We start from the raw sequence: 22,353 nt of genomic DNA, 5'->3' as shown, positions 1-22,353 counted from the left end.
CCTGCATCCTTGGAATATCGAATACCTCCAAAGGATTGAAACCCATGCGCTTGCCTCAACTTTTCCTGTCCTCGGCGTTCACGCTCTTTGCTGCAGGGTGTGCGACGACGTCCGCGCCCATGCCGGCTCCGACTGGTGAGGAGATGGCGTTTGAACGTTGTGAGGATGCAGGCGCGTTCGCCGAGCTCTCAGACAGCTTGTGCGCCATGATCGCGGCGCCGTTTCATCCTGAAACGCCGAACGCGGGCAGCCTTGATCTGTTCGTGCGCAAATTCCCGGCTCAGGGTGACCGCGTGGGCGAAATCTGGATGCTGGCGGGTGGTCCGGGCGAAACCGGCCAGAGCTATTATACCGAGATCGACAATTTTCGGGCGGCCTTCCCGGGCTATGACGTCTTTATTCCGGATCATCGCGGGACGGGGCGGTCGTCACGTCTGTGTGCAGGAGAGACACCTGACAGCCCGGCCGGAACTGCGCTTGCGGGTCAGGAGTTCGGGCCGTGTTTTGGAGAGATCTGGGAAAATTCGGATCGGACAACCGCCTTTTCGATGACGAACGCCGCCCATGATCTTGATTGCCTGATTGATGAGGTTGGCGGCGAAGGTCGCCGCTATGTCTACGGCGTGTCCTATGGCACGGGGCTCGCCATGCGTTTCACCCAGCTGCGCACCGTGTCTGTGGATGGCGTGGTGCTGGATTCCCTCGTCCCGGCGCTGGATGATGACACGCATGACCTCAGCCGTCGCTCTCATATCTATGACGCCGTAGGGCGTGAAGTGATCGCCCGGTGCGCGGCGGATTCGGTCTGTGACGCCCGGTTTGAGGGCGGGGTGGACACTGCGTTTAACCAGCTGATCGCCGAGATTGATGCGGGCGAGCGGCCCGACCTTCAGGACTATGTGCCCGGCGGCAATCTCAAGCACGCGCTCGGCATGATGCTCGATACGCCCGAGAGCCGCGCCCTGATCGCGGACGCTCTGGTGCTGGCGATTGAGACGCCTGACGCCTTGCCGGCCTTCTTTGAGACCGAAGTCACGCCCGCCTTTGATCGGTTCGCCGCGGTGCAGGCTTATCCTGACACCGCATTCTCGATCACGCTGGCTGGGTTGATTGGCGAGTCCGAGACCAATCGTCGTCCGGACATGACCGCCGAGGACGTGGCGCAAGAGGAGACCGGCCTTGGGTTCACCTCAAGCCTGACCACGGTTCAGACCTTCACCCAGATGCCGCTTTATGAGCGCGACGCCTATTTTAACGCGCCTTATGAAAACCTGCCGCCCATCCTTGTGCTGCATGGCGATCTGGATCCCAAAACCCATATCGATGGCGCGCGACGCCATATCGAGGACATGCGCGAAGCGGGCGGCGAAGTAGAGCTCGTCGTGGTCGAGGATGCGCCGCACGCGGTGTGGTTCTTCGCTCAGACCTGCGTGCAGCACAGCCTAGACGCCTTCTTCAATGATCAGTCACTCGCCGCGAGCTGTTCGCTCGATCAGGCGATGCGTCCTTCATAACCGCCGGAGAGCCCCATGTCGGAAAACAGCTTTGATGTCATCGTGGTCGGTTCTGGGCCGGGCGGTTATGTGGCCGCGATCCGGGCGGCGCAGCTGGGCCTGAAGACGGCCATTGTCGAGCGCGAGCATCTGGGCGGCATCTGTCTGAACTGGGGCTGCATCCCGACGAAAGCCTTGCTGCGCTCTGCGGAAATTCTCGATCACGCCAATCACGCCAAATCCTATGGCCTGGTGCTCGATGGAGAAATGAAGCCCGATGTGGACGCGGTCGTGGATCGCTCCCGCAAGGTCTCGGCGCGTCTGAATGGCGGCGTCGGCATGCTGATGAAGAAAAACAAGATCAGCGTCATCTGGGGTGAGGCGAAGCTGACCAAGCCGGGCGAGATCAAGGTCTCCAAACCCTCAAAGCCCGCCGTCGAACCCCAGCACCCCCAGCCCAAGAACACGCTGGGCGAGGGGAGCTACTCGGCCAAACATATCCTGATCGCCACGGGCGCCCGTCCGCGGGCCTTGCCGGGAATCGAGCCGGATGGCGAGCTGATCTGGACGTATTTCGAGGCGATGAAGCCCAAAAAACTGCCCAAATCTCTGGTGGTGATGGGCTCGGGCGCGATCGGGATCGAGTTCGCGAGCTTTTACCTGTCGATGGGCGTGGACGTGACGGTCATTGAGCTGATGGACCGGATCATGCCGGTGGAAGACGCTGAAATCTCCAAGATCGCCCGCAAGGCGCTTGAGAAACGCGGTCTCAACATCATCACCGGCGCGAAGGTTGCGAAAGTGGACAAGCACTCAGATGCGGTGACCGCTCATGTGGAGACGTCGGACGGCAAGACCCAACAGATCAAGGCGGATCGCCTGATCTCGGCGGTGGGCGTTCGGGGCAATATCGAGAATCTCGGCCTGGAAGAGCTGGGCGTGAAGACCGAACGCGGCTGCGTGGTGATTGACGGCTATGGCCGCACCAATGTGGACGGGCTTTACGCCATTGGCGATGTGGCCGGCCCGCCCATGCTGGCGCACAAGGCCGAGCATGAAGGCGTGATCTGCGTTGAGAAGATCGCCGGTCTCGAGACCGTCCATCCGATGGATGTGCTCAAAGTTCCCGGCTGCACCTATTGCAATCCGCAAGTGGCTTCAGTCGGTCTGACCGAAGATAAAGCCAAGGAAGCCGGTTACGATATTCGGGTCGGCCGCTTCAACTTCGCCGCCAATGGCAAGGCCATCGCGCTTGGCGAGGACAATGGCCTGGTCAAAACGATTTTCGACAAGACCACCGGCGAGCTGTTGGGCGCGCATATGGTGGGCGCCGAAGTGACCGAGCTGATCCAGGGCTTCGTGGTCGCCATGGGGCTTGAAACCACCGAAGAAGAGCTGATGCACACGATTTTCCCGCATCCCACGCTGAGCGAGATGATGAAGGAAAGCGTGCTCGACGCCTACGGACGCACGCTCAACAGCTAAAAGTTCAGTCGCCCTGCATCCGGATTGGGTGCAGCCTGCATCTCCCCTTCAAGTCTCCCCATACGGGGCGATCTTCAACTCTGGGAGAGCAGACATGGTACGGATGAGTTTGAGCGCCCTCTTGGGATCAGTGCTTCTGGCCGGTTGCGTGCAGGCGTCTGACGGCCCCACCACCACATTTGATGGTCTGGCGGGCCGCCGAACGGTCGACACCAACGGCAATGTGGCGATGAACGGCGCTGCGGTCACGCTGGAAGGCCGCGTGGGCGGATGGGTCGAAATGAATGGCGCATCCGTGGATGTGCGCGCCGATATAGGCGGCGACCTGGAAGCGAATGGCGCGAGCGTCGAAGTGGACGGTCAAGTTGCCGGCGCCAGTGCAATCAACGCCGGATCGGCGCAACTGGATGGCGTTTTTCTGGGTCCTGTTGAATTGAACGCCGGCAATGCGCGTTTGCAGGGACGATACGCCGGTGAACTGACCGCGAACGCGGGCGCGTTGACGCTTGAGGGTGATCACGCCGCTCCAGTTCGCTTCGCCGGGCAAGGGCGTGACCGTAATTTCCTGGGCCGGGAGCGCCAGGATCAGTCGCGCCTCGTGATCGAAGGGCATCTGGCTGTCGGCGGCGACGTCTGCGCCCATGAAGTCATCTTTGAGCGGAGCGCCACCCTGGGCGGCGTGTTGCATGTTCGTGCGGATACGGCCCCTGATCTGCCCGCTGGAATTCAGTCTGAGATGGTCGAGTTCGAACTGCGCGATGGTGAACGTTGCGATTCGCTCTGACAGCTATCGCTGAGACACTTTCGGGGCGGTCAGTCATCTGGCCGCCCTTTTTTTAACGGCGTCTGTAACCTCACATGGAGTTCATTCGATCCGTCAAACCATCGCCGCTTTAATCTTGCGAAGATCAGAAAACAGCGAGGGCAGGGCATGAAGAGCGTACTGACGGCGGGCATTGTCTATGTTGCGCTGGTTTCGGGAGCTGGCGCTTCGGGACAAGCCGAGAAAGCCTATGCGCAATCTCCCGATCCGGCTTCCTATCTGGGGCAGCAGCCGCCGGGCCTGACACCCGAACCCTTCGCCCCCGGTCTGGTGTCGTCTCCTGGCTATGAATACGGCGGCGTCTTCTCGCCGGATATGGACGCGTTCTATTTCATCCGGGGCAGGGGTGAGGGCGCTGCGCAAGACTTCGTTGTTTTCAAATATGAGGACGAAAACTGGCGCGAAACTGTGCTGTCGCCTCGGGTCGGACAGCCCTTTATCGCCCCTGATGGAGCCATGCTGCATCTGGGCGGGCGGTATATGGAGCGCACAGATGCCGGATGGTCAGACATTCAGACATTGGGTCAGCCCTTCGATGACATTCAGATCATGCGTCTGACGGCGTCGTCCGCGGGAACCTATGTGTTTGACGAGATCGGCTCGGCAGACGGCGATGGCGTGCTGAGATATTCGCGACTGCTGGACGGCGTTCGCGAAAGCCCCCGGCCTTTCAGCGCGACGATCAATACGGGAACCTTCAACGCTCACCCCTTCATCGCGCCTGATGAGTCCTACATTTTATGGGATGGCCGCAGGTCGAGCGGATTTGGCGGCTCGGATATCTATGTCAGTTTCCGGCAAGCGGACGGGGATTGGGGCCCGGCGATCAATCTGGGCGAGGCGATCAACACGCCCGCTTGGGAGGCCTCTGCAAGCGTCACCCCGGATGGACAGTATCTCTTCTTTCACAGGTTGGTTGGTTCTGCTGACGGGGACGACCTGCCCGATGTCGATATCTATTGGGTGGACGCACAAATCCTCGACATGCTTCGACCTGACTAGGCTGACGGGGCCGAGGCGCGAAGTTGCGGGGCCTCATCAAAGCCTGATTGCATGCCTGAAAGGCGGTCCGTTCCACGGGCCGCCTTCTTCGTGATGTGAGCGTGCTTCAGTCCCAGAAATGAAATTATTTATCGTTTTTCGAAAAATTTCGCTTCCTTATCGAGTTTCGATATGATATCGAGTTTCGATAAGGTTGGTCATATAAGAAATATCGGGGAACCCGAAATGACACGTCTCCTTCTCACCACAGCCGTCGCCAGCGTTCTGGCGTTGACCGGCTGCATAGATGTAACGATTGGAACGCCGGCTTACGCCTCAAGCAATGATAGCAGCCTCAGAGGCGGGGATTTTACGGCGGTTCTGGATGAGCCCGGTGATTTTCGACTGGCGGGCGCCGATGTGCGCGTGTCCGGTGAAGTCTCGGGACGGCTGCGGGTCAGCGCAGCCGATTTCATCGCTCGTGATTTTCACGCCGGCGCCTTGACTGTCACGGCGGCCGACATCGCCTTCACCGGCGATGTGGACGGCCCGGTGACGCTCACCGCATCGGATGTGAGCTGGCGCGGCAGTATTGGCGAGAGCGCTGAAATCCGGGCGGCGGATCTGGACTTTGACGGCCGTCTTGACGGACGCCTGTTCGCCCAGGTCGCTGATGCCCGCTTGTCTGGCGTTTTCCATGACCTGGAAGTGTCCGCCGCGGACCTGGAACTGGATCGCAACAGCCATGTCCAGGGAGATGTTCGCGCCAATGTCGCTGATTTTGAACTCGACGGCGTCATTGACGGCCGTCTGGATCTCAGCGCCCGCTCGGTCTGGATCAATGGCGATCTCAACGCCCCGATGGTTCTGAATGTGGACCCCGGACGCGGTCGTCTGGATCCAGAGGATGGTCTGGTTGAGCTGAACGGCCGGTCGGTCGGCGGTTCGATCTGTGCGCGCCGCGTGGTTGTGCGAGGGCAGGTGAATGGCCCGCTGACCATCATGGCGGATGCGCCGCCTGAAATGCGCGATGGCGCTCAGGCCTCTGACATCAGTTTCACGGCCCGCAATGGCCAGCGTTGCGAACGCAACTCGTAAAAGGAGAGGTTTGATGATCAAGTCTCTGAAAAGACATTTGCATTCCTTACTGGTCGCCGGCTTCCTGTGTGGCGCGGCGAGCGGCGCGGCCCAGGCGGGGCAGTATATCGGCGGGGATCTCAACCTCTCGCTTGATGAAAATGATGATGTTCTAGTGCTGGCTGCCGATGTGGTCGGCGAAGGCCGCATCGGAGGCGATCTGACGGTCTTCGCCGCTGATGTTCGCATGAATGTGACCGTGGATGGCGAAGTGCAGATCGTCGCTGCGGATATCGAGCTGGATGGCTCAATCCAGGGCGAAGTGGGGCTGGCGGGTGCTGATATCCGCGTCGGCGCCGACCTGTTTGGCGATCTGGACGCTGCGGGCGCTGACCTGACGCTGAACGGGACGGTCGCTGGTGACGCGGCGCTTGCGGGCTCCACCGTCATTCTCACGCCGGACGCTGTTGTTTCGGGCGAAACCGAGATCGGCGCGCGCGAGCTGTATATGGAAGGTCGCCTGGTTCAGGCCGTCGAAATTCATGCACGCGACGTCGTGATTTCCGGCACGATTGAAGGCCCCCTTGATATCCGCGCCCGTGACGTGGTGTTTGAAAGCAGCGCCGTAATCACCGGCCCTGTCACCGTGCGCTCGCCCAAGCCGCCGCAAGTGGCTGAAGGCGCGCAAATCGGTGAGCTGGACTATCAGCAATATGATTTTGACGATGAGTCCGACTTCAATCATCCGGATGTGAATTTCAGCATCGACGATTTCGGCTTCGCGCCGTCGCCTTGGGCGTTTAGCGGCGTGATCACCGCAAGCGCCTTCCTGCTGGGCCTTCTGGTCTCCCTGGCGAGCCCCAAAGGCGTTGCGGGCGTGGCGAGCGCGTTCCGTCGTCAGCCCTGGCTGTCGGGTCTGCTGGGTCTGGTGGTGCTGGCTGTGCTGCCGATCCTGACGATCACGCTGTTCGTGCTGTTGCTGGCCACTGTGATCGGTATTCCGCTGGCTTTCCTGCTGATCTTCGCGCTGCCGATCGTCTTGTTCCTGTCTTACGTGTTCGGCGGCGTCGTCGTAGGCGATCTGGTGATGAACCGTACAGGTGAGCCGGCGAGCTTTGGTCTGCGGGCGGGCTCGTTGCTGGTCGCGCTTCTGGTGCTGGGCTTGCTGTCGGTGATCCCGTTCCTGGGTTGGCTCATCAGCATGATCGTGTTCTGCATCGGCTTGGGCGCGTGGACGATCGCCTTGTTCTCACGCACGAAACCGACGCCAATCATGGACGCCGTGTAATGAAATAAGTACAGCGTTACCCTGTTACAATCCCGGTCGACCTTGTAGGTTGGCCGGGATTTTTTTGTTCGTAAGCGGGCATAGAACCGCAGACATGCTTCAATCGGGGGAGCGCTCATGTCCTTGTTCAAAGTCGCCTTGGCGGCTGGCGCAGCACTGGTGATCAGTGCGCCCAGTTTCGCCGATCCTATTCGTCAGACCACCAATAACTGGCGCGACGCCTTCCGCCAGCTTGAGGATGAAGATTGGCCCACGCCCAACCGCGAACGCCGCGCCACCGGCGCGCCGGGGCCGGATTACTGGCAGCAGCAGGTCGATTACGACATCGACGTGGCCTTTGACGAGAACTCGAAGGTTCTGACGGGCTCCGCGACGGTGACCTACACCAACAATGCGCCGGATACGCTCGATTATCTGTGGTTCCTGATGGACCAGAACCGTTTCCGTCCCGATTCGATTGCGGTGATGACCGAAACGGTCGGCGGCGCGAGCCGCGCCAATTCGCGCACGGGCGCAGCAGCGTCCGTCGATGGTGTGTCCGCCCGGACGCTCAATCGCGCGCGGCGTCTGGATGAGGACGGTCTCGGCTTCAACATCGACAGCGTCACGCTCGAGGATGGTTCGGCGCTTGATTACACCGTCGTCGATACGCTGATGCGGATTGATCTGCCGGAGACGTTGGAAACCGGCGATTCGGTCACCTTCACCATTGAGTGGGATCATGTGCTGATCGAAACCGCTGTCATCGGCGGTCGGTCAGGCTGGGAATGCTTTGACGAAGAAGGCGAGGGCGGCGACTGCATCTATCAGATGGCGCAATGGTTCCCGCGCGCGGCCGCATTCTCGGACTACGAAGGCTGGCACAACAAGGCCTTCCTCGGCCGGGGTGAGTTCACGCTGGAATTTGGCGACTATGACGTCTCCATCACCGTGCCGCAGGATTTCGTGGTCGCTGCAACCGGCGAGCTTCAGAACGCCGAGGATGTTCTGACCGACGCCCAGCGCGAACGCCTGGAAGACGCCGCGACCGCCGACGAGCCGGTGTTCATCATCACGCCGGATGAAGCGCGCGCCAATGAACGCCGCGGCACCCGCTCCACCACGACCTGGGAATTTTCGGCTGAAAATGTACGCGATTTCGCCTGGGCGACCTCGCGCAAATTCATCTGGGACGCCGTGGGCGTCGAGCAGGATGGCGGAGGTCAGGCCCCTGATCGCGTCATGGCGATGAGCTTTTATCCCAATGAGGCCGAACCGTTGTGGTCGACCTATTCGACCCGCGCCATCGAGCACACGATCAATGTCTATAACGAGTTTTCCTTCCCCTATCCGTACCCGACCGCGCAGTCGATTTCGGGGCCCCAGGGCGGCATGGAATACCCGATGATCACCTTCAACGGCGCGAGCTATGGTCGCCCGGTGATCGGTGAGGACGGCGAGCTGACCTATTCGCGCCGCGCCAAGCACGGTCTGATCGGCGTGATCATCCACGAAGTCGGCCATATCTACTTCCCGATGACGGTGAACTCGGACGAGCGTCAATGGACCTGGATGGATGAAGGTCTGAACACCTTCCTACAATTCCAGGCCGAACGTCGCTGGTCTGAAGACTATCCGGTGCGTCGCGGCGACCCGGATCTGATCGCAAACTATATGGTCTCCACCAATCAGGTGCCGATCATGACCCAGTCTGATTCCATCCCGCAGTTCGGCAACAACGCCTATGGCAAGCCGGCGACCGCTCTTGTGGTGCTGCGTGAGACGGTTCTGGGACGCGAGCTGTTTGATCGCGCCTTCCAGGAATATGCCGAGCGTTGGCGCTTCAAACGCCCGACCCCGTATGACTTCTTCCGGACCATGGAAGAAAGCTCGGGCGTGGATCTCGACTGGTTCTGGCGCGGCTGGTTCTACTCCACAGACCATGTGGACATCGCCATTACGTCTGTGACCGAAGGCACGGTGAACACTGAAGATCCCGAGATCGAGAATCCGCTGGATCGCCAACGTGACGCCGATGGCGCCAACTCGACGACGCTGCAGAACAATATCGAAGAGGGCATCGCCTTCTACGAGAACGAGAACCCTGAAATTCAGGACTTCTACTCGGCCAATGATCCGCACATCGTCACCAATCGGCAGCGCGAGGCTCATGAAAGCCTGCGTGATGGCGATCTGCCCGAGCACGAAGCCGAAGCGCTCGATTACGACGGCTATGTCTACTTCGTGAATCTCGAAAACCAGGGCGGCGTCGTGATGCCGGTCATCCTGGAGTTCAGCTTTGCAGACGGCACGACGGATGAAGTGCGCATTCCGGCCGAGATCTGGCGTTTCAATTCCGAAGCTGCGATCTGGCGCTATATCACGGACAAGCAAGTGGTGTCCGTTGAGCTGGATCCGCATCTTGAAACCGCGGACGCGGATCGCACGGATAACTATTATCCGCCGCAAATCCAGCCGAGCCGTCTTGAGGTGTATCGCAACACCTCCAGCCCGTCCTCGCTGATGGACGATATGGATCTGCGCGTTGAACACGGCAGCATCCAGACCCGGGATCAGTAAGCATGGGTCCCGTCATCCGGACGCTGGTTCTGGCCGTTGCGCTTTGCGCAGCGGCCGGTTCCGCTCATGCCCATCGGCTTCATGCCGGGCTGACGGATATCTCGGTCAATGCGACCACGGGCGAGCTTGAGGTCGTACACAGGCTGTATACCCATGACCTGCATCCCGCGATCGGGTTCAACGCCATTGACGACGCCGAGCTATATGAGACCCGTGAGGGCTTGTTGCGTCTGGGCGCTTATGCCGCTGCGCGGTTCTCCATGCGTGTTGAAGGCGAGGGGCCGGCGCCGCTGCGCTTTGTGGGCGCGGAGCCTGATGGCGAATTCACCTTCTTCTATTTTGTCGGAGATGCGCCCGAGCCCGGGACGTCCGTGATCATCGACAATCGCTTGCTGGTGGATTTCCACCCCAGCCAGTCCAACCTGACGAACATTCGTCTGGGCGAGGATGTCCAGTCCCTGACCCAGGGACCGGACTCTCGTGCGCCGGGGCGCGCGCGTTTCTAGCGCTCTGCGCCAAAGCGCGCATTGATCCAGTCGGCGATCAGCGCCATGACTTCGGGATCAAAGGTTTCCTCAATCTGCGCATATTCCGTCATGAGGCCCGTCTGGGCGTTCTGGAACAGATGGTTGCGCCCCTCCAGCACGACGATTTGCGCATCGGGCTTGTCAGCGAGCAAGGCGTCCAGTCCCGCCACATTGGGTTCGGCGACGATCTGCAGGTCCAGCGTGCCTTGCAACGCCAGAACAGGCTGGTCCATCTGCGCGAACCAATCCGCCGGATCATAGTTCACCAGGGCGCGATACCAGTCGCGTCGCATGGAATTGATGAAAGTCGTTTTCTGATCGGCTGGTACTTGAAGAATGGCGAGGTTGTCTGCCGTCAGGAGACCGTCCAGCACGGCTTCGGCGCTTTCCCGGTCGCGCGCATGGCGGACGGCGTCCACCAGTGTTTCCATGACGGCCACGCGCGCGCGGGTCTCGTCAGGGTCAACGCCCATGGCGTCGGAGTTCGCCACGATCTGGTCAATGATGAAGCGATGCCCTGGCGTGCCGGGTCCCGCCAGCAGAATAACGAAGGCGGTGTCGCTGTGCTCGGCGGCGACGATCGGCGCGATCAGGCCGCCTTCGCTGTGCCCGGCGAGTCCAACTGAACGGATCAAAGGATGATTGCGCATCCACTGCGCAACAGCGGCGGCGTCTGAGGCGAAGTCGTATGAGGTCGCGCTGGCGAAATCACCGGTCGAGTCTGCAAAGCCCCGGTCATCATATCGCAACACTGCAATGCCCTGACGGGTCAGATGATCGGCCAGAACCGCGAAGGGCTGGTGTGTCCAGACGGTCTCGTCACGGTCTTGTGGGCCTGATCCCGAGATCAGCACCACGCCCGGAAACGGGCCTTCGCCTTCAGGCAAGGTCAGGCTGCCCGCCAGCGTCACCCCCTCGGCGTCAGGGTTGTCGATGCGGACTTCCTCGATGGCATAGGGGAAGGGCGCTTGCGGGGTTTGAGGACGGTTGTGCGCCTCGACCGTCTCGGACACGCGGTCGAATGTCACCGTGACGGTTTCAAAACCGGGTCGCATCCAGTCGCCGCTCAACGTGTCGTCGTTGACCTGACCTTGATAGGACACATTGGCGGCGGGCACTTGAAAGGACACCGCATCGCCAGAGCGGCTGAAGTTGCGGACCGGGATGTCGTAGGCGGCCTGGGAGACGGAATCGAGGGTGACCCGTGTGCCGTCTTGGCCGGTCTGGATGTTCAGCGCGAACTCCAGCTCGGTGTCGTTGCGGATCAGCTGACCTTCCCAACGTCCATCCATACCGTCGATGAAGACCGCGGTGTCTTCGGTCGGGCGCGCAAAGCTTGTGGGGATCTGCATGCCCTGGCTGAAGACGCCGTCATAACTGGCTTCGGCGTCGTTCCATTCGCCTTCGAACCGGGCGCCGATCGCGGCGATGGAAAATTCAAAGCGATCGAGCGAGATCGCCACGCTGCTGATCGGAATGAGTTGGCCCGGCGCCTGATCGAGGCTTTCCAGAACCGCTGTCTGATCGCCATTTTCATCGATGGTGACCGTAACCTGCAGGCGCATGTCACCTCCCGGCGTTTCTAGCGTCGCCCGCCAGTCGCCCGCGCGATCCGCGACCGTTTGCGCGCTGGCGAGACCACTGATCAGCAAGATCAGAAATCCGCCGGCCAGTATCGTGAACAAGGATGAGTGTTGTTGGGTCATGGAATGTGTCTTTCTTTTTCGGTTTGGTGGGGACGCAACTCTCCCGTTCAGCGGCGAAACGCGCTGTTGAGCCGTGTCCGGATGAGGGGAGCCGGAGCGCTTCAAACGCTCCGGCGATCAGGCGAAGGTCAGGCTTGGGATTTTGCGCCGAGCATGACCATCAGGCATCGGGCCACCACGAGCAGGGAGCCGCATACGGCGATCGCGGTCAGCGCAAGCGCTGAATAATCTTGCGGCGTGATGAAGGCGGCGAGGATGTAGAGCGCCCCGGTGATCATCAAAACCAGACCGGAAAACCGGGCGATGGCCTGTCGCTGGGCCTGGGAGGCGTTTCCAGGGCTCAAAGAGGTCGGGCGTTTCGGGATCGCATTGGCGATGACGATCATGGCGATGCCGAAGGCGCTGCCCAGAATGCGGACCTCCCAGGCGTCGGTGATCCAGGTGAACCCGGAGGTGAACACGACCGTCAAACCCATCGGGATCAGGATCAGGATTCCGGCGGAGCGAATCGACTGCCGGAGCGTGACGCGGTCTTCTTCGGAAGGTTTGTTTTCCTGATTGCTGAATTTGAGGGTCTCCACGAGCAGCCAGGCGACCGGCAGGAAAATCGCGCCCAGGACGAACATCCAGGCTTCTTCAGGTTCGCGGACAGCCAGAATGCCGGCCAGCGGGAAGGCCAGAGCCAGAATGGCGGCAGTGGAGTAAAACGGAGCTTTAGTCTGCGCCATTGTCTTGGTCCTTTTTGTCTGTGGTGGAGCCGTCGCCCAGGCCGAAAGTTTTGGCGAAACCCAAAAGAGCATCTTCAAGAACGCTGAGCTTGATGCGGTAAGTGACGGTTTTCCCTGTTTTTGTTGCGTCCACCAGATTGGCGTCCTTCAACACGGAGAAGTGCGCGGACATGGTGGGTTTGGAGACGTCGAACTCCGCCGCCAGCTCTCCCGCCGTCATGGGGCGTTCGCGTAGCAGCTCCAGAACCCGGCGTCGTGTGGGGTCAGAGAGGGCTTTGAATACAGTGCTCATGAGTAGATGATTAGCTAATCATCGAAATGATGGCAAGCGAATAATTCGCCATTCGTCTAAATGACCGACACGGGCGCTGTTTGTGAACTTGATGGAAAGGGCTGGGGGGCTTATCTGGGGCGTATGGTCAACCTGATCTCATCCCCCCGCTCCACCTCGCACGACGCTCGCGCCGCGCGGCACCCGGAAAAGCAAAAGCGCCCCGATACTCCGGTGCTGCGAAAGCCGGACTGGATTCGCGTGAAGGCCCCGACGGGCGGCGTGTTTTCCGAGACGCGCAATGTGGTGAAGGAGAACAATCTCGTCACCGTGTGTGAAGAGGCGGGCTGCCCCAATATCGGCGAGTGCTGGTCGCAGAAGCACGCCACCTTCATGATCATGGGTGAGACCTGCACCCGCGCTTGCAGCTTCTGCAATGTGAAGACCGGCCTGCCGGATGCTCTGGATACCGATGAGCCGCGCCGGGTAGCCCACGCCACGGCGACCATGGAGCTCAAGCACGTGGTCATCACCTCGGTGGACCGCGACGACCTCGCCGATGGCGGGGCGGAGCATTTCGCCCAGGTGATCCGTGCGATCCGGGACGCTGCGCCGGACACGACTATTGAAATTCTGACGCCGGACTTCCTGCGCAAGCCGGGGGCGGCGGAAGTCGTGATCGACGCGCGTCCGGACGTGTTCAATCACAATCTGGAGACGGTTCCCCGGCTCTATCTCGGCATTCGTCCGGGCGCGCGCTATTATCATTCGCTGCGCCTGCTGGAACGCGTGAAAGAACGCGACCCCAGCCAGTTCACCAAGTCCGGCATCATGGTCGGCCTGGGTGAGACAAAAGAAGAAGTCATGCAGGTGATGGACGATATGCGCTCCGCCGGCATCGATTTCCTGACCATCGGCCAATATTTGCAGCCGACCCGCAAGCACGCCGCGGTGGACCGTTATGTCACCCCGGAAGAATTCAAAAGCTATGAGACCATCGCCCGTGCCAAAGGGTTCTTGATGGTGTCCGCCAGCCCGCTCACCCGGTCGAGCTATCATGCCGGGGATGATTTCGAGCGCATGCGCGCCGCCCGCGAGGCTGCGCTGGCGTCCGGCAAAACCCTCTAGAGAGTTCCATGAGCGCCGAGCATGTAGAACGGATGCGCTTGCGCTACCGGCCTGAAGATCTCTTTGAGCTGGTCAGCGATGTGCGTCGCTATCCTGATTTCATCAAACTGATCACCGCCATGCGCGTGACTCGTGATGCGGTGGTTGATGGGGTGGGGGAACTCGATGCCGAGGCGCGTGTCCGCTACAAATTTGTCCGTGAAGGCTTCACCACCCGTGTGACGCTCGACGCACCCTCGCTCGCCATTGACGTGACCTATCTGTCAGGCCCGTTCCACGAGCTGGCCAATCGTTGGCGGTTTCACCGTCTTGAGGACGGCTCGACCCTTGTTGATTTCTGGATCCGCTACGGGTTCAAGAATCCGGTCCTGCAAATGCTGCTCGATGGCAGTCGGACGCGGGCGATCCGGTATCTGATCGGCGCCTTCGAGGCTGAAGCGGCCAAGCGGTTTGAACCGGTCGGCGACCCTGATCTCGATTATACTGATGCGCTCAAGCGTATTCCGACGCCGGAAGTCTCAACCTAGGCTGTGCAATAAAAGCTGCAGCGCTTCTTCAACGGTCAGAGCGCGCACCCGATCGCGCCCCACATCGCCATAGCGCCGGCTCAGTGTCTGCGTCGGCTTTCCTGTATGTGCGCAGCCGAACCAGACCAGACCGACAGGTTTGTCGGCGCTGCCGCCGCCTGGCCCGGCGATCCCGGTTACAGACACAGTGAGATCGGCCTGGCTGCGCGCCAGTGCGCCTTCGGCCATGGCCCTGGCCGTTTCAGCCGAGACGGCGCCATGGGTCGCGATGGTCTTCGCCGGCACGCCTAGCATCTCTATTTTGGCGTCGTTGGAATAGGTCACGAAGCCTCGGTCCACGACCGCCGACGAGCCCGGAATTTCGGTCAACTCACCCGCAATCAGCCCGCCCGTGCAGGACTCCGCCGTGGCGATCATGACGCCGCGCGCCTTCGCCCGTTCTATGACCTCTTGTGCGTAGCTGTGCGCCGCGCTCATGACAGCACCGCCGTTACAATCGCTTCCGCCGCCAGCCCTTCGCCGCGACCGGTGAAGCCGAGCTTCTCTGTGGTGGTCGCCTTGATGTTCACCCGCCTGGGATCAAGGTCCAGAATCTCGGCGACTCGGGATTTCATGGCGGCCTTGTGCGGGCCGATCTTCGGGCGTTCACAAATCAGCGTCACATCCACATGGACCGCGCGCGCGCCCGCCTCGGCGGCGATTTTGACGGCGTGCGCGAGAAACATCGCAGAATCTGCGCCTTTCCACTGATCGTCGCTGGGCGGGAAATGGTCGCCGATATCACCCAGCCCCGCCGCGCCCAGAAGAGCGTCTGTGATGGCGTGAAGTCCGGCGTCAGCGTCCGAATGCCCGATCAGTCGGTAGGGGCAGTCGATGAACACCCCGCACAGATGCACGCCGTCGCCCGGCGCCATCCGATGCACGTCATAGCCCATGCCTGTGACGGTGAGCGTCGAGGGCGTGCCGCCAGCCAACGCCTGTTCAGCGCGTTCAAAATCATCTGCATAGGTCACTTTGAAATTGCTTTCTTCGCCTTCAGTCAGCACGACCTCAAACCCGCTGGCGCGGGCGAGCGAGACCTCATCAGGATAATCGGTTGAAGCGGACTGGAAAGCCTCGCGCAGACGCTGGGTTTGAAACGCTTGCGGTGTTTGAAGGCGGTACAGGCCATCACGACTGACAGGCATGACGCCAGCATCATCAGATCGCGCCAGGGCGTCGGCCACAGGTAAGGCTGGCGCTGCGCCCGAAGCGCTGTCCAGCGCGGCGCGCAATCGTGCGATGATCGCATCCGTCACCAATGGCCGTGCGGCGTCATGGATCAGCACCTGATCGTGCGCCACATGAGCGAGGGCGTTGCGCACCGACTGGGTGCGCGTCTCGCCGCCTTCGACCAGGACAGCCTCGGCGCCGTTCAGACAGGCGCGCACCCTATCGGCCTGACCTGGCGCGTGGGCGATGATGAGTTGCGCACAGGCTGGATCCTGGGCGAACCGGTCGATGCTGTAAGACAGCACGGGTCGCCCCGCCAAATTGCGAAATTGCTTCGGCGTGCCGCCGCCAGCGCGCGTTCCGCGCCCGGCAGCGACGATGCATGCGCTATACCCCATGGGCTGTTCGCTTCGACCTCTGACACTACTGAAGTCAGCGATAGGCAATTCAGGCAATGAGGTCCAGCGACCGTGCACATGAATACGCCCCGAACCTTTTGGCCGGGGCGCATCTGGTTCAGATCGCGGATCTGATTTTTACGGATTTAGCGGGCAGGTGTCGCTGAAGACGTCATAGATAATGCCGTTGTGAAAAATTCTGACGCTGTAGAAGCCGGCGACTTCGGTGCAGGACAGCACCACGGCGTCTTCGGGAATTGTAGAGGCCTGCGCGGCCGGAGTGGCGAGCAGGCTGGCGAAGCCCAGCACAGCGGCGCTCAGCATGAAGCGAACAGATTTCATTGTGATCTCCTGATAGACAAGCGAAGTAGAAAAACAACTCTAGGGGGAATTTCATAGGAGTCAAAACCCTATAAGGGGATCGCATCGTGCATGAGAGGCGGGAAACCGCGCGCACAAGGGTTGCGAGTCACAGTGTCACTGGAAGAGCGCTTAGAGACGCGGTATCTCATGACTATGACTGCTGCTCATCCCAATTTGACTGGTTTTGACGTCGGCGCGATCCGTGTCGATCGGCCTGTTTTGCTGGCGCCGATGTCGGGCGTGACCGATTGGCCGATCCGCAAACAGGCCTTCAAGTTCGGCGCAGGCCTTGTGGTGAGCGAGATGGTGGCGTGTGAGACCCTGGCGCAAGGCCGTGAGGACGTGGTCCGGCGCATGCGCGCGGACGGCGATTGCGGGCCTCATGTCATCCAGCTCGCCGGGCGGGAAGCCAAATGGATGGATGTGGGCGCGCGCCTGGCTGAGGAGGCCGGCGCGGATGTGATCGACATCAATATGGGTTGCCCGGCGCGGCAAGTGACGCGCGGGCTGAGCGGCTCCGCCCTGATGCGTGATCTTGATCATGCGCTGAGTTTGATCGAGGCGACGGTGAAGGCGGTCTCTGTCCCCGTGACGCTGAAAATGCGTCTGGGCTGGGATCATGACAGCCTGAACGCCCCCGAATTGGCTTTGCGCGCACAAGAGGCCGGCGTGAAGATGGTCACCGTGCACGGCCGCACGCGTCAGCAGTTTTACAAGGATCAAGCCGACTGGGCCGCTGTAGCGCGCGTGAAAGATGCGGTGTCCATTCCGCTGATCGTCAATGGCGATATCAGCACGCCCTATCAGGCGCGTGAGGCGTTGAGGCAATCGGGCGCTGACGGCGTCATGGTCGGTCGCGCCTCTCAGGGGCGGCCCTGGCTGCCCGGCGCGATTGCGGACGTGTTGTGTGACGGCGCCGTCTTTCGTGAACCGGACCTTGCAACCGGGGCGCAGTCTTTGTCGGACGCTTTGCAAGACAGCGTGACGCTGTATGGCGAAGCCTTGGGCGTGCGGACCATGCGCAAGCATTTTGCGGGCTTTGTGGATTGGGCGGTGTCAGACCCGGATGACGCGCGCGCCTGGCGCGGCCGGTTGTGCCGGGCGAAAAGCGAAGCGGAGGCGCGGTCTGAACTGATGGCGTTCGCTCAGAGCCGTCAGGCGAGCGCAGCTTGAGCGGCGGCGCGCCTTCTTTGTCGGAACGTGCGGCCGAGGCTGCGCCGATCGCACTGGTTTTGCTGAATCAAAATGGCGAAATCGTTTTCGCCAATGCACGTGCTGAGATCTTGTTCGGGCAATCTCGCAAGCGTCTCGTCGGCAAAACGCTTGAGGCGGCAGGCCCGGTGGGCGAGGCGTCTGCAGAGCTCGCACGTCGCGCTCTGGACGAGAACCGCTCTGTGTACGCTCATGATCTGCCAGTGGGGCTGGCGGACCGCGCTTTGCGGCTTTCTGTGGACGCTTCCCCTGATGAAGCTGGCGTCTGCGTCAGTCTTCGGCCCTGGCCTGAATCTGGCGGCGGCGCGCGCAGCGATGTGGCCGCCAATGCCGCGGCTGGCTTTGGCATGATGCTGTCACACGAGTTGAAAAACCCGATGGCGGGCGCGCGCGGCGCAGCGCAACTCATCGCCCAGAGCGAGGATGAGGAAAGCCGCGAGCTTGCAACGCTGATCATCACGGAACTTGATCGCGCGCGCCGTATCGCTGAACGCTGGAGCCGCGTGGGCGATATCGGGCCGCCGCGTCTGGGGCGGGTCAATCTTCATGCGCTGGTGCGCGAAGCCGTGCGGTCCGCCCGGGCGTCCGCCTCGCCGGATGTGGTCTGGCTTGAGTATTTCGATCCGTCCTTGCCCGATGCGCTGGCGGATCGCGATCTGGTTTCACAAGCGGTGCTCAACCTTCTGATCAATGCCGGTGAAGCGGCCTGTCAGGGGGGCGGTCGGGTCAAGGTCTATACCCGCTATCGCCAGCCTCGACCGGGTGGTCCGGCGCCGGACGCCCGTCTTGAGATCGCCATTGAAGATGACGGGCCGGGTGTGGATGAAATGCTTCGAGAGGCGATTTTCAATCCTTTCGTCACCGGCAAGCCGGCGGGGGAAGGGCTGGGACTGGCGCTTGTCAGCCGCGTCGCAGACCTTCTCAATGGCGGTGTTGAGTTTGAGACCCGTCCGGGACGAACGGAGTTTCATTTCTACCTGCCTGTAGAGCGTAAGGACGGCTGATGGCGCACCGGGTTCTGATACTGGAAGATGATGAATCCCTGCGTCTTGTGATCGCGAAGGCGCTGTCGCGCGCCGGGTTTGAAGTGCGCGCGACCGCATCGGTTGACGCGGCGCTTGAGCGTCTGGCGCGTCGTGAGGTCGATGTCCTGCTTGCAGACGTCTTGCTGGGGCGGGAAAGCTTTCTGGACCGCCTGAACGAAGTCACCCGCGTCCGGCCCGATATTCCTGTCATCATCATGAGCGCCCAGACCACCGCGCGCACTGCGATCGAGGCGGGCAAAGCCGGTGTGTTTGAGTATTTGCCAAAGCCATTTGATCTCAATGAGATGGTGGCGGTTATTAAGAGGTCCCTCGAAGATGTGGGACCGGTCATTCCTGTCTCTTCGTCACAGGGGTTCGGCGGGTTGGTCGGCCGGTCGCCCGCCATGCAGGAAGCGTTTCGCGCCTTGGGGCGTCTGGCGCGCACATCGTCGCCGGTTTTATTCACCGGGCCTGACGGAAGCGGGCGCGCGCACAGCGCGCGTGTTCTGGTGGCGGAAAGCGGGGTTGCAGGGCCGGTCATCGAGGCGGGTCCTGCGCGCATGCGGCGAGAAGGCCCTGCGCTGCTCGAGGCTGCGGCAGGCGGCGCGTTGATCCTGCGCCGGGCCGAACACTGGGATGACGAGACTCAGGACTGGGTGATTGAGGCGCTTGAAACGCCTCGGGGCGATAGTCCGCGTATTCTGGCCACGGGGACGCCTGACATCGCCCGGCATGTCAGGCCGGCCTTGTTGTCACACCTGGCGATAGGTCGGGTTCAGCTGCCGCCCTTGCGCGACCGTGGTGAAGACCGGGCGCTGTTGTTCGCCCATTTTCTGGCTGAACACGCCAGTCCGCGAGAGATGCATGATCAGCTGCGGGCTTTCATCAATACCCAGGTCTGGCCGGGCGAAGTGCTCGGTCTGAAACGTGTCGCGCTGCATCTCAGCATGCAGGGCGCGCGCGGTCCGTTATCCATCGAGGAAGTGGAAGCCGCCATTCATGAGTTTTCCAGCCGGGATCCTGGTGCGGATCTGAGCGAGGCCGCTGCCCGATTCTTCGGGGCGGCTTTGGCGTTGGGAGAGAGCGGGATTGGTGAAAAAGCGCAGATCGCCGTGGATCGCGGCCTGTTCTCCGCTGCGCTGGAATCGTCGAACGGCGTGCGGCAGGATGCTGCGAAATTGTTGGGTTTAAACAGGAATACGCTGACAAGGCGGCTGTCTGCCCTGAATGCAGACAGCGATGAGACCTAGAAGCCACACCCGTTGAATTTCCGTCACATATGGGCCAAGCTGTCTCTGAGGGGACGCAAGGAGACGCGCAACTTGCCAAAGTTTGCGGGCAATCCAGCTTGGCGACAATCCACGCTATTTTTACTCGGCTTCGTTGTTGCGGCGCTGGGCGTGGTCTTGCTCGCGCTGCTGTCTGTTTTCCACGAGGGCCGGTTCGGTCCTGGCGGGTGGGGCTTCATCACGCTTATGGCGCTGGTGGCCGCTTTGCTGGGCGTGCTCGCCGTCGCGGTGTATCTGCGCGTCATGCAGCAGCTCAAGGGCACGCAAGGGGGCGCATCCGCCGCGCCCCGTCTGCAAATGCGCTTCATCACCCTGTTCGCCGTCGCGGCGGTCGTTCCGGCGGTGCTGATGGCCGGTTTTCAGGCGCTGGTGCTCAACCGCGGCGTGGAGTTCTGGTTTGCCGAGCGAGTGAACACGCTGGTGGAGACCACCGCGGAGCTGGGTAATGAATGGCCGCAAGTCGCGTTGAGTCAGACCGGCGATCATATGCGCGGCATCGTCCAGGACTTGGCGGCGCCAGAAGCGGTCAACTCCCTTCAGGATCAACGTATTCTGTATAGCGGCTATCTGACGAACCAGGCGCGGTTGCGCAATTTGCCGGCGTTGTATGTGATCGACAGCCAGGCGACGATCCTGGCGCGCAGCGACGAGGCGCCGGAAACACCTGGCTTCGCCGCACCGTCTCAATCCTTGTTCGAGATCGCCAATGAGGGCGATATCAGCGCCTCGGCTCCGGTGCGCCGCGAAGACGGGCCTGATTATGTGCGCATCTTGCTGCGCATGCCGGATTATGAAGACGCCTATCTGTATTCTCTGGTTTTCGTTGACTTCAGCTTGTTGAGCGCAGCGCTTGAAGCCACCCAGTCTTTCCGCGAAGCGATCGCCAGCGAACAACAAATGCGGATCAGCTTCTTCTTCGTCTACGCGCTGGCGGCGATGCTGGTCTTTCTGGGCGCGGTGTGGCTGGCGCTGAGCGCCGCCGCGCAAGTGGTGTCGCCGGTCAGTCGATTGGTTGCGGCGGCGGAGCTGGTGCGGCGCGGCGAATTGAGCGCCCGCGTGCAGGTGGCGCGAGACAATGACGAGATTGCAGCGCTGAGCCGGGCCTTCAACCGGATGACCCGGCAATTGGAAAGCCAGCGCGGCGCCTTGCTTGAAAGCAATGCAGAATCTGAACGCCGTCGGGCGTTTATCGAGGCCGTGCTCACTGGCGTCAGCGCCGGCGTGATCGGTTTGGAGCCCGATGGACGGGTTTCGCTGGTCAACCGATCGGCGGCGCAACTTCTGGGGCGCGAACCAGGCGCGCTGGTTGGTGATATGATCGAGACGGTGATGCCGGAGTTCGCGGAAGTCTTTCAGGCGGTCCACCGGCGCCCCGATGAAATCGCCGAGCGTCAGATCGACCTGATGGAAGAGGGCGGCGCGACGGTCAGCCTCAGCGTTCGCGCGGCCCAGGATGATGATGGCGGCGTGGTGATCACGTTTGATGATGTCTCACGACTTGTCGCCGCGCAGCGGAGCGCCGCCTGGCGCGATGTGGCGCGCCGGATCGCGCACGAGATCAAGAACCCGCTAACCCCGATCCAGCTGTCCGCCGAGCGATTGAAGCGCCGATATCGCAAGCAGATTGACGAGGACGGCCTGGAGACGTTTGACAAATGCGTCGACACCATTGTGCGTCAGGTCAGCGATATCGGCCGCATGGTGGATGAGTTCTCTGCGTTCGCCCGCATGCCCGCGCCCAAGATGGAAGTCGCGGATCTGGTGGATGTCGCCAATGCCTGCGTCTTCGCCCAGCGCGTCGCGTCTCCTGAGCTTCAGGTCCTGCTGACGGTGCAGGGCGGGCCGATTTCGGTGGAATGCGATTCCCGGCTGATCGGACAAGCCCTGGCCAATGTGCTCAAGAACGGCGCCGAAAGCGTCTCGGCCCGCATGGAGCAAGACGGCTCGAAGGCGGGCGGTCAGATCGCTGTTTCCATGGGCGCCGAGACGGGACAGGCGATTATCGAGATCACCGATAATGGTCTGGGTTGGCCCGAACATGACCGGGCGCGCCTCACAGAGCCCTATATGACCACGCGCGCGAAGGGCACGGGCCTTGGCCTCGCTATTGTTCGCCGCATCATGGAAGACCATGGCGGTCGACTGGAACTGGATGACCGTCCAGACCAGGTGCGGGGCGCCGTGGTCCGGTTGGTCCTACCCTTGCTTGAACCCGATACGAACGCGCCGGACACGCCGGCGCAGGCGGAGGCTTGAACGCA

General features: G+C 61.5%; 20 protein-coding genes. 14 read left to right on the top strand and 6 right to left on the bottom strand.

Annotated elements, in window-relative coordinates; genetic code table 11:
• Window positions 1–44 precede the first annotated feature (44 nt).
• The 8 genes from ACTIGF_RS12040 (at window position 45) to ACTIGF_RS12005 (ending at window position 10,212) form a co-directional block, all read left to right on the top strand.
• The gene (locus tag ACTIGF_RS12040; protein WP_439637119.1) at window positions 45–1,514 is read left to right on the top strand and encodes an alpha/beta fold hydrolase; all 1,470 of its coding nucleotides are present in this window, start codon (window positions 45–47) and stop codon (window positions 1,512–1,514) included.
• Between the two features lie 15 nt (window positions 1,515–1,529).
• Window positions 1,530–2,978, top strand: a complete 1,449-nt coding sequence (gene lpdA, locus ACTIGF_RS12035) for a dihydrolipoyl dehydrogenase (protein ID WP_439637118.1) — start codon at window positions 1,530–1,532, stop codon at window positions 2,976–2,978.
• A gap of 94 nt (window positions 2,979–3,072) precedes the next feature.
• Window positions 3,073–3,762, top strand: a complete 690-nt coding sequence (locus ACTIGF_RS12030) for a hypothetical protein (protein WP_439637117.1) — start codon at window positions 3,073–3,075, stop codon at window positions 3,760–3,762.
• A gap of 147 nt (window positions 3,763–3,909) precedes the next feature.
• Entirely contained in the window at window positions 3,910–4,803 is an 894-nt protein-coding gene (locus ACTIGF_RS12025; RefSeq protein ID WP_439637116.1) for a hypothetical protein, read from the top strand.
• 225 nt (window positions 4,804–5,028) lie between these two features.
• Window positions 5,029–5,880: a hypothetical protein gene (locus tag ACTIGF_RS12020; RefSeq protein ID WP_439637115.1), complete on the top strand. Its 852-nt coding sequence runs from the start codon at window positions 5,029–5,031 to the stop codon at window positions 5,878–5,880.
• Window positions 5,881–5,893: 13 nt separating this feature from the next.
• Entirely contained in the window at window positions 5,894–7,147 is a 1,254-nt protein-coding gene (locus ACTIGF_RS12015; RefSeq protein WP_439637114.1) for a hypothetical protein, read from the top strand.
• A 117-nt stretch (window positions 7,148–7,264) separates the two neighbouring features.
• Window positions 7,265–9,706 (top strand): M1 family metallopeptidase, encoded by a 2,442-nt coding sequence (locus ACTIGF_RS12010; protein ID WP_439637113.1) that lies wholly within the window; start codon window positions 7,265–7,267, stop codon window positions 9,704–9,706.
• Between the two features lie 2 nt (window positions 9,707–9,708).
• Window positions 9,709–10,212 carry a DUF6702 family protein gene (locus tag ACTIGF_RS12005; RefSeq protein ID WP_439637112.1) on the top strand — a complete coding sequence of 168 codons (504 nt, stop codon included), beginning with the start codon at window positions 9,709–9,711 and terminating at the stop codon, window positions 10,210–10,212.
• Here ACTIGF_RS12005 and ACTIGF_RS12000 read toward each other — a convergent pair.
• From ACTIGF_RS12000 to ACTIGF_RS11990, 3 genes are all read right to left on the bottom strand, one after another.
• The gene (locus ACTIGF_RS12000) at window positions 10,209–11,939 is read right to left on the bottom strand and encodes an alpha/beta hydrolase family protein (RefSeq protein WP_439637111.1); all 1,731 of its coding nucleotides are present in this window, start codon (window positions 11,937–11,939) and stop codon (window positions 10,209–10,211) included. The two genes, ACTIGF_RS12005 and ACTIGF_RS12000, sit on opposite strands and share 4 nt — an antisense overlap.
• Before the next feature lie 128 nt (window positions 11,940–12,067).
• Window positions 12,068–12,667 (bottom strand): hypothetical protein, encoded by a 600-nt coding sequence (locus ACTIGF_RS11995; RefSeq protein WP_439637110.1) that lies wholly within the window; start codon window positions 12,665–12,667, stop codon window positions 12,068–12,070.
• Window positions 12,654–12,959, bottom strand: coding sequence for an autorepressor SdpR family transcription factor (locus ACTIGF_RS11990; RefSeq protein WP_439637109.1), 306 nt, complete (start codon window positions 12,957–12,959; stop codon window positions 12,654–12,656). The genes ACTIGF_RS11995 and ACTIGF_RS11990 overlap by 14 nt, the downstream gene beginning before the upstream one ends.
• Window positions 12,960–13,082: 123 nt before the next feature.
• Here ACTIGF_RS11990 and lipA point away from each other — a divergent pair, with 123 nt between their 5' ends.
• Both lipA and ACTIGF_RS11980 read left to right on the top strand, forming a co-directional pair.
• Complete coding sequence (gene lipA, locus ACTIGF_RS11985; protein ID WP_439637108.1) at window positions 13,083–14,066, top strand: lipoyl synthase; 984 nt, start codon at window positions 13,083–13,085, stop codon at window positions 14,064–14,066.
• A gap of 8 nt (window positions 14,067–14,074) precedes the next feature.
• On the top strand, window positions 14,075–14,593 hold the full coding sequence (locus tag ACTIGF_RS11980; RefSeq protein ID WP_439637107.1) for a type II toxin-antitoxin system RatA family toxin: 519 nt from the start codon (window positions 14,075–14,077) through the stop codon (window positions 14,591–14,593).
• On the opposite strand, the gene ACTIGF_RS11975 is transcribed toward ACTIGF_RS11980, so the two are convergent.
• The 3 genes from ACTIGF_RS11975 to ACTIGF_RS11965 form a co-directional block, all read right to left on the bottom strand.
• Window positions 14,585–15,070 carry a CinA family protein gene (locus tag ACTIGF_RS11975; RefSeq protein WP_439637106.1) on the bottom strand — a complete coding sequence of 162 codons (486 nt, stop codon included), beginning with the start codon at window positions 15,068–15,070 and terminating at the stop codon, window positions 14,585–14,587. The two genes, ACTIGF_RS11980 and ACTIGF_RS11975, sit on opposite strands and share 9 nt — an antisense overlap.
• Window positions 15,067–16,203, bottom strand: coding sequence for a bifunctional 2-C-methyl-D-erythritol 4-phosphate cytidylyltransferase/2-C-methyl-D-erythritol 2,4-cyclodiphosphate synthase (locus ACTIGF_RS11970; RefSeq protein ID WP_439637105.1), 1,137 nt, complete (start codon window positions 16,201–16,203; stop codon window positions 15,067–15,069). Before ACTIGF_RS11970 ends, ACTIGF_RS11975 begins: the two co-directional genes overlap by 4 nt.
• Before the next feature lie 138 nt (window positions 16,204–16,341).
• The gene (locus ACTIGF_RS11965; protein WP_439637104.1) at window positions 16,342–16,545 is read right to left on the bottom strand and encodes a hypothetical protein; all 204 of its coding nucleotides are present in this window, start codon (window positions 16,543–16,545) and stop codon (window positions 16,342–16,344) included.
• 174 nt (window positions 16,546–16,719) lie between these two features.
• Between ACTIGF_RS11965 and dusB the strand changes: the two genes are divergently transcribed.
• The 4 genes from dusB (at window position 16,720) to ACTIGF_RS11945 (ending at window position 22,348) form a co-directional block, all read left to right on the top strand.
• A complete protein-coding gene (gene dusB / locus ACTIGF_RS11960) occupies window positions 16,720–17,739 on the top strand; it encodes a tRNA dihydrouridine synthase DusB (protein ID WP_439637298.1) in 1,020 nt (339 codons plus the stop codon).
• On the top strand, window positions 17,736–18,782 hold the full coding sequence (locus tag ACTIGF_RS11955) for a two-component system sensor histidine kinase NtrB (protein WP_439637103.1): 1,047 nt from the start codon (window positions 17,736–17,738) through the stop codon (window positions 18,780–18,782). The genes dusB and ACTIGF_RS11955 overlap by 4 nt, the downstream gene beginning before the upstream one ends.
• A complete protein-coding gene (locus tag ACTIGF_RS11950; RefSeq protein WP_439637102.1) occupies window positions 18,782–20,053 on the top strand; it encodes a response regulator in 1,272 nt (423 codons plus the stop codon). Before ACTIGF_RS11955 ends, ACTIGF_RS11950 begins: the two co-directional genes overlap by 1 nt.
• A 72-nt stretch (window positions 20,054–20,125) precedes the next feature.
• Window positions 20,126–22,348, top strand: coding sequence for an ATP-binding protein (locus ACTIGF_RS11945; RefSeq protein WP_439637101.1), 2,223 nt, complete (start codon window positions 20,126–20,128; stop codon window positions 22,346–22,348).
• The last annotated feature ends 5 nt before the right edge of the window (window positions 22,349–22,353 follow it).

Source organism: Oceanicaulis sp. (genome assembly GCF_051859625.1).
In the GTDB taxonomy this organism is placed as follows: Bacteria; Pseudomonadota; Alphaproteobacteria; order Caulobacterales; family Maricaulaceae; genus Oceanicaulis.
The sequence above is the reverse complement of the archived record's forward strand: the minus strand, read 5'-3'. Positions and strand labels throughout refer to the sequence as shown.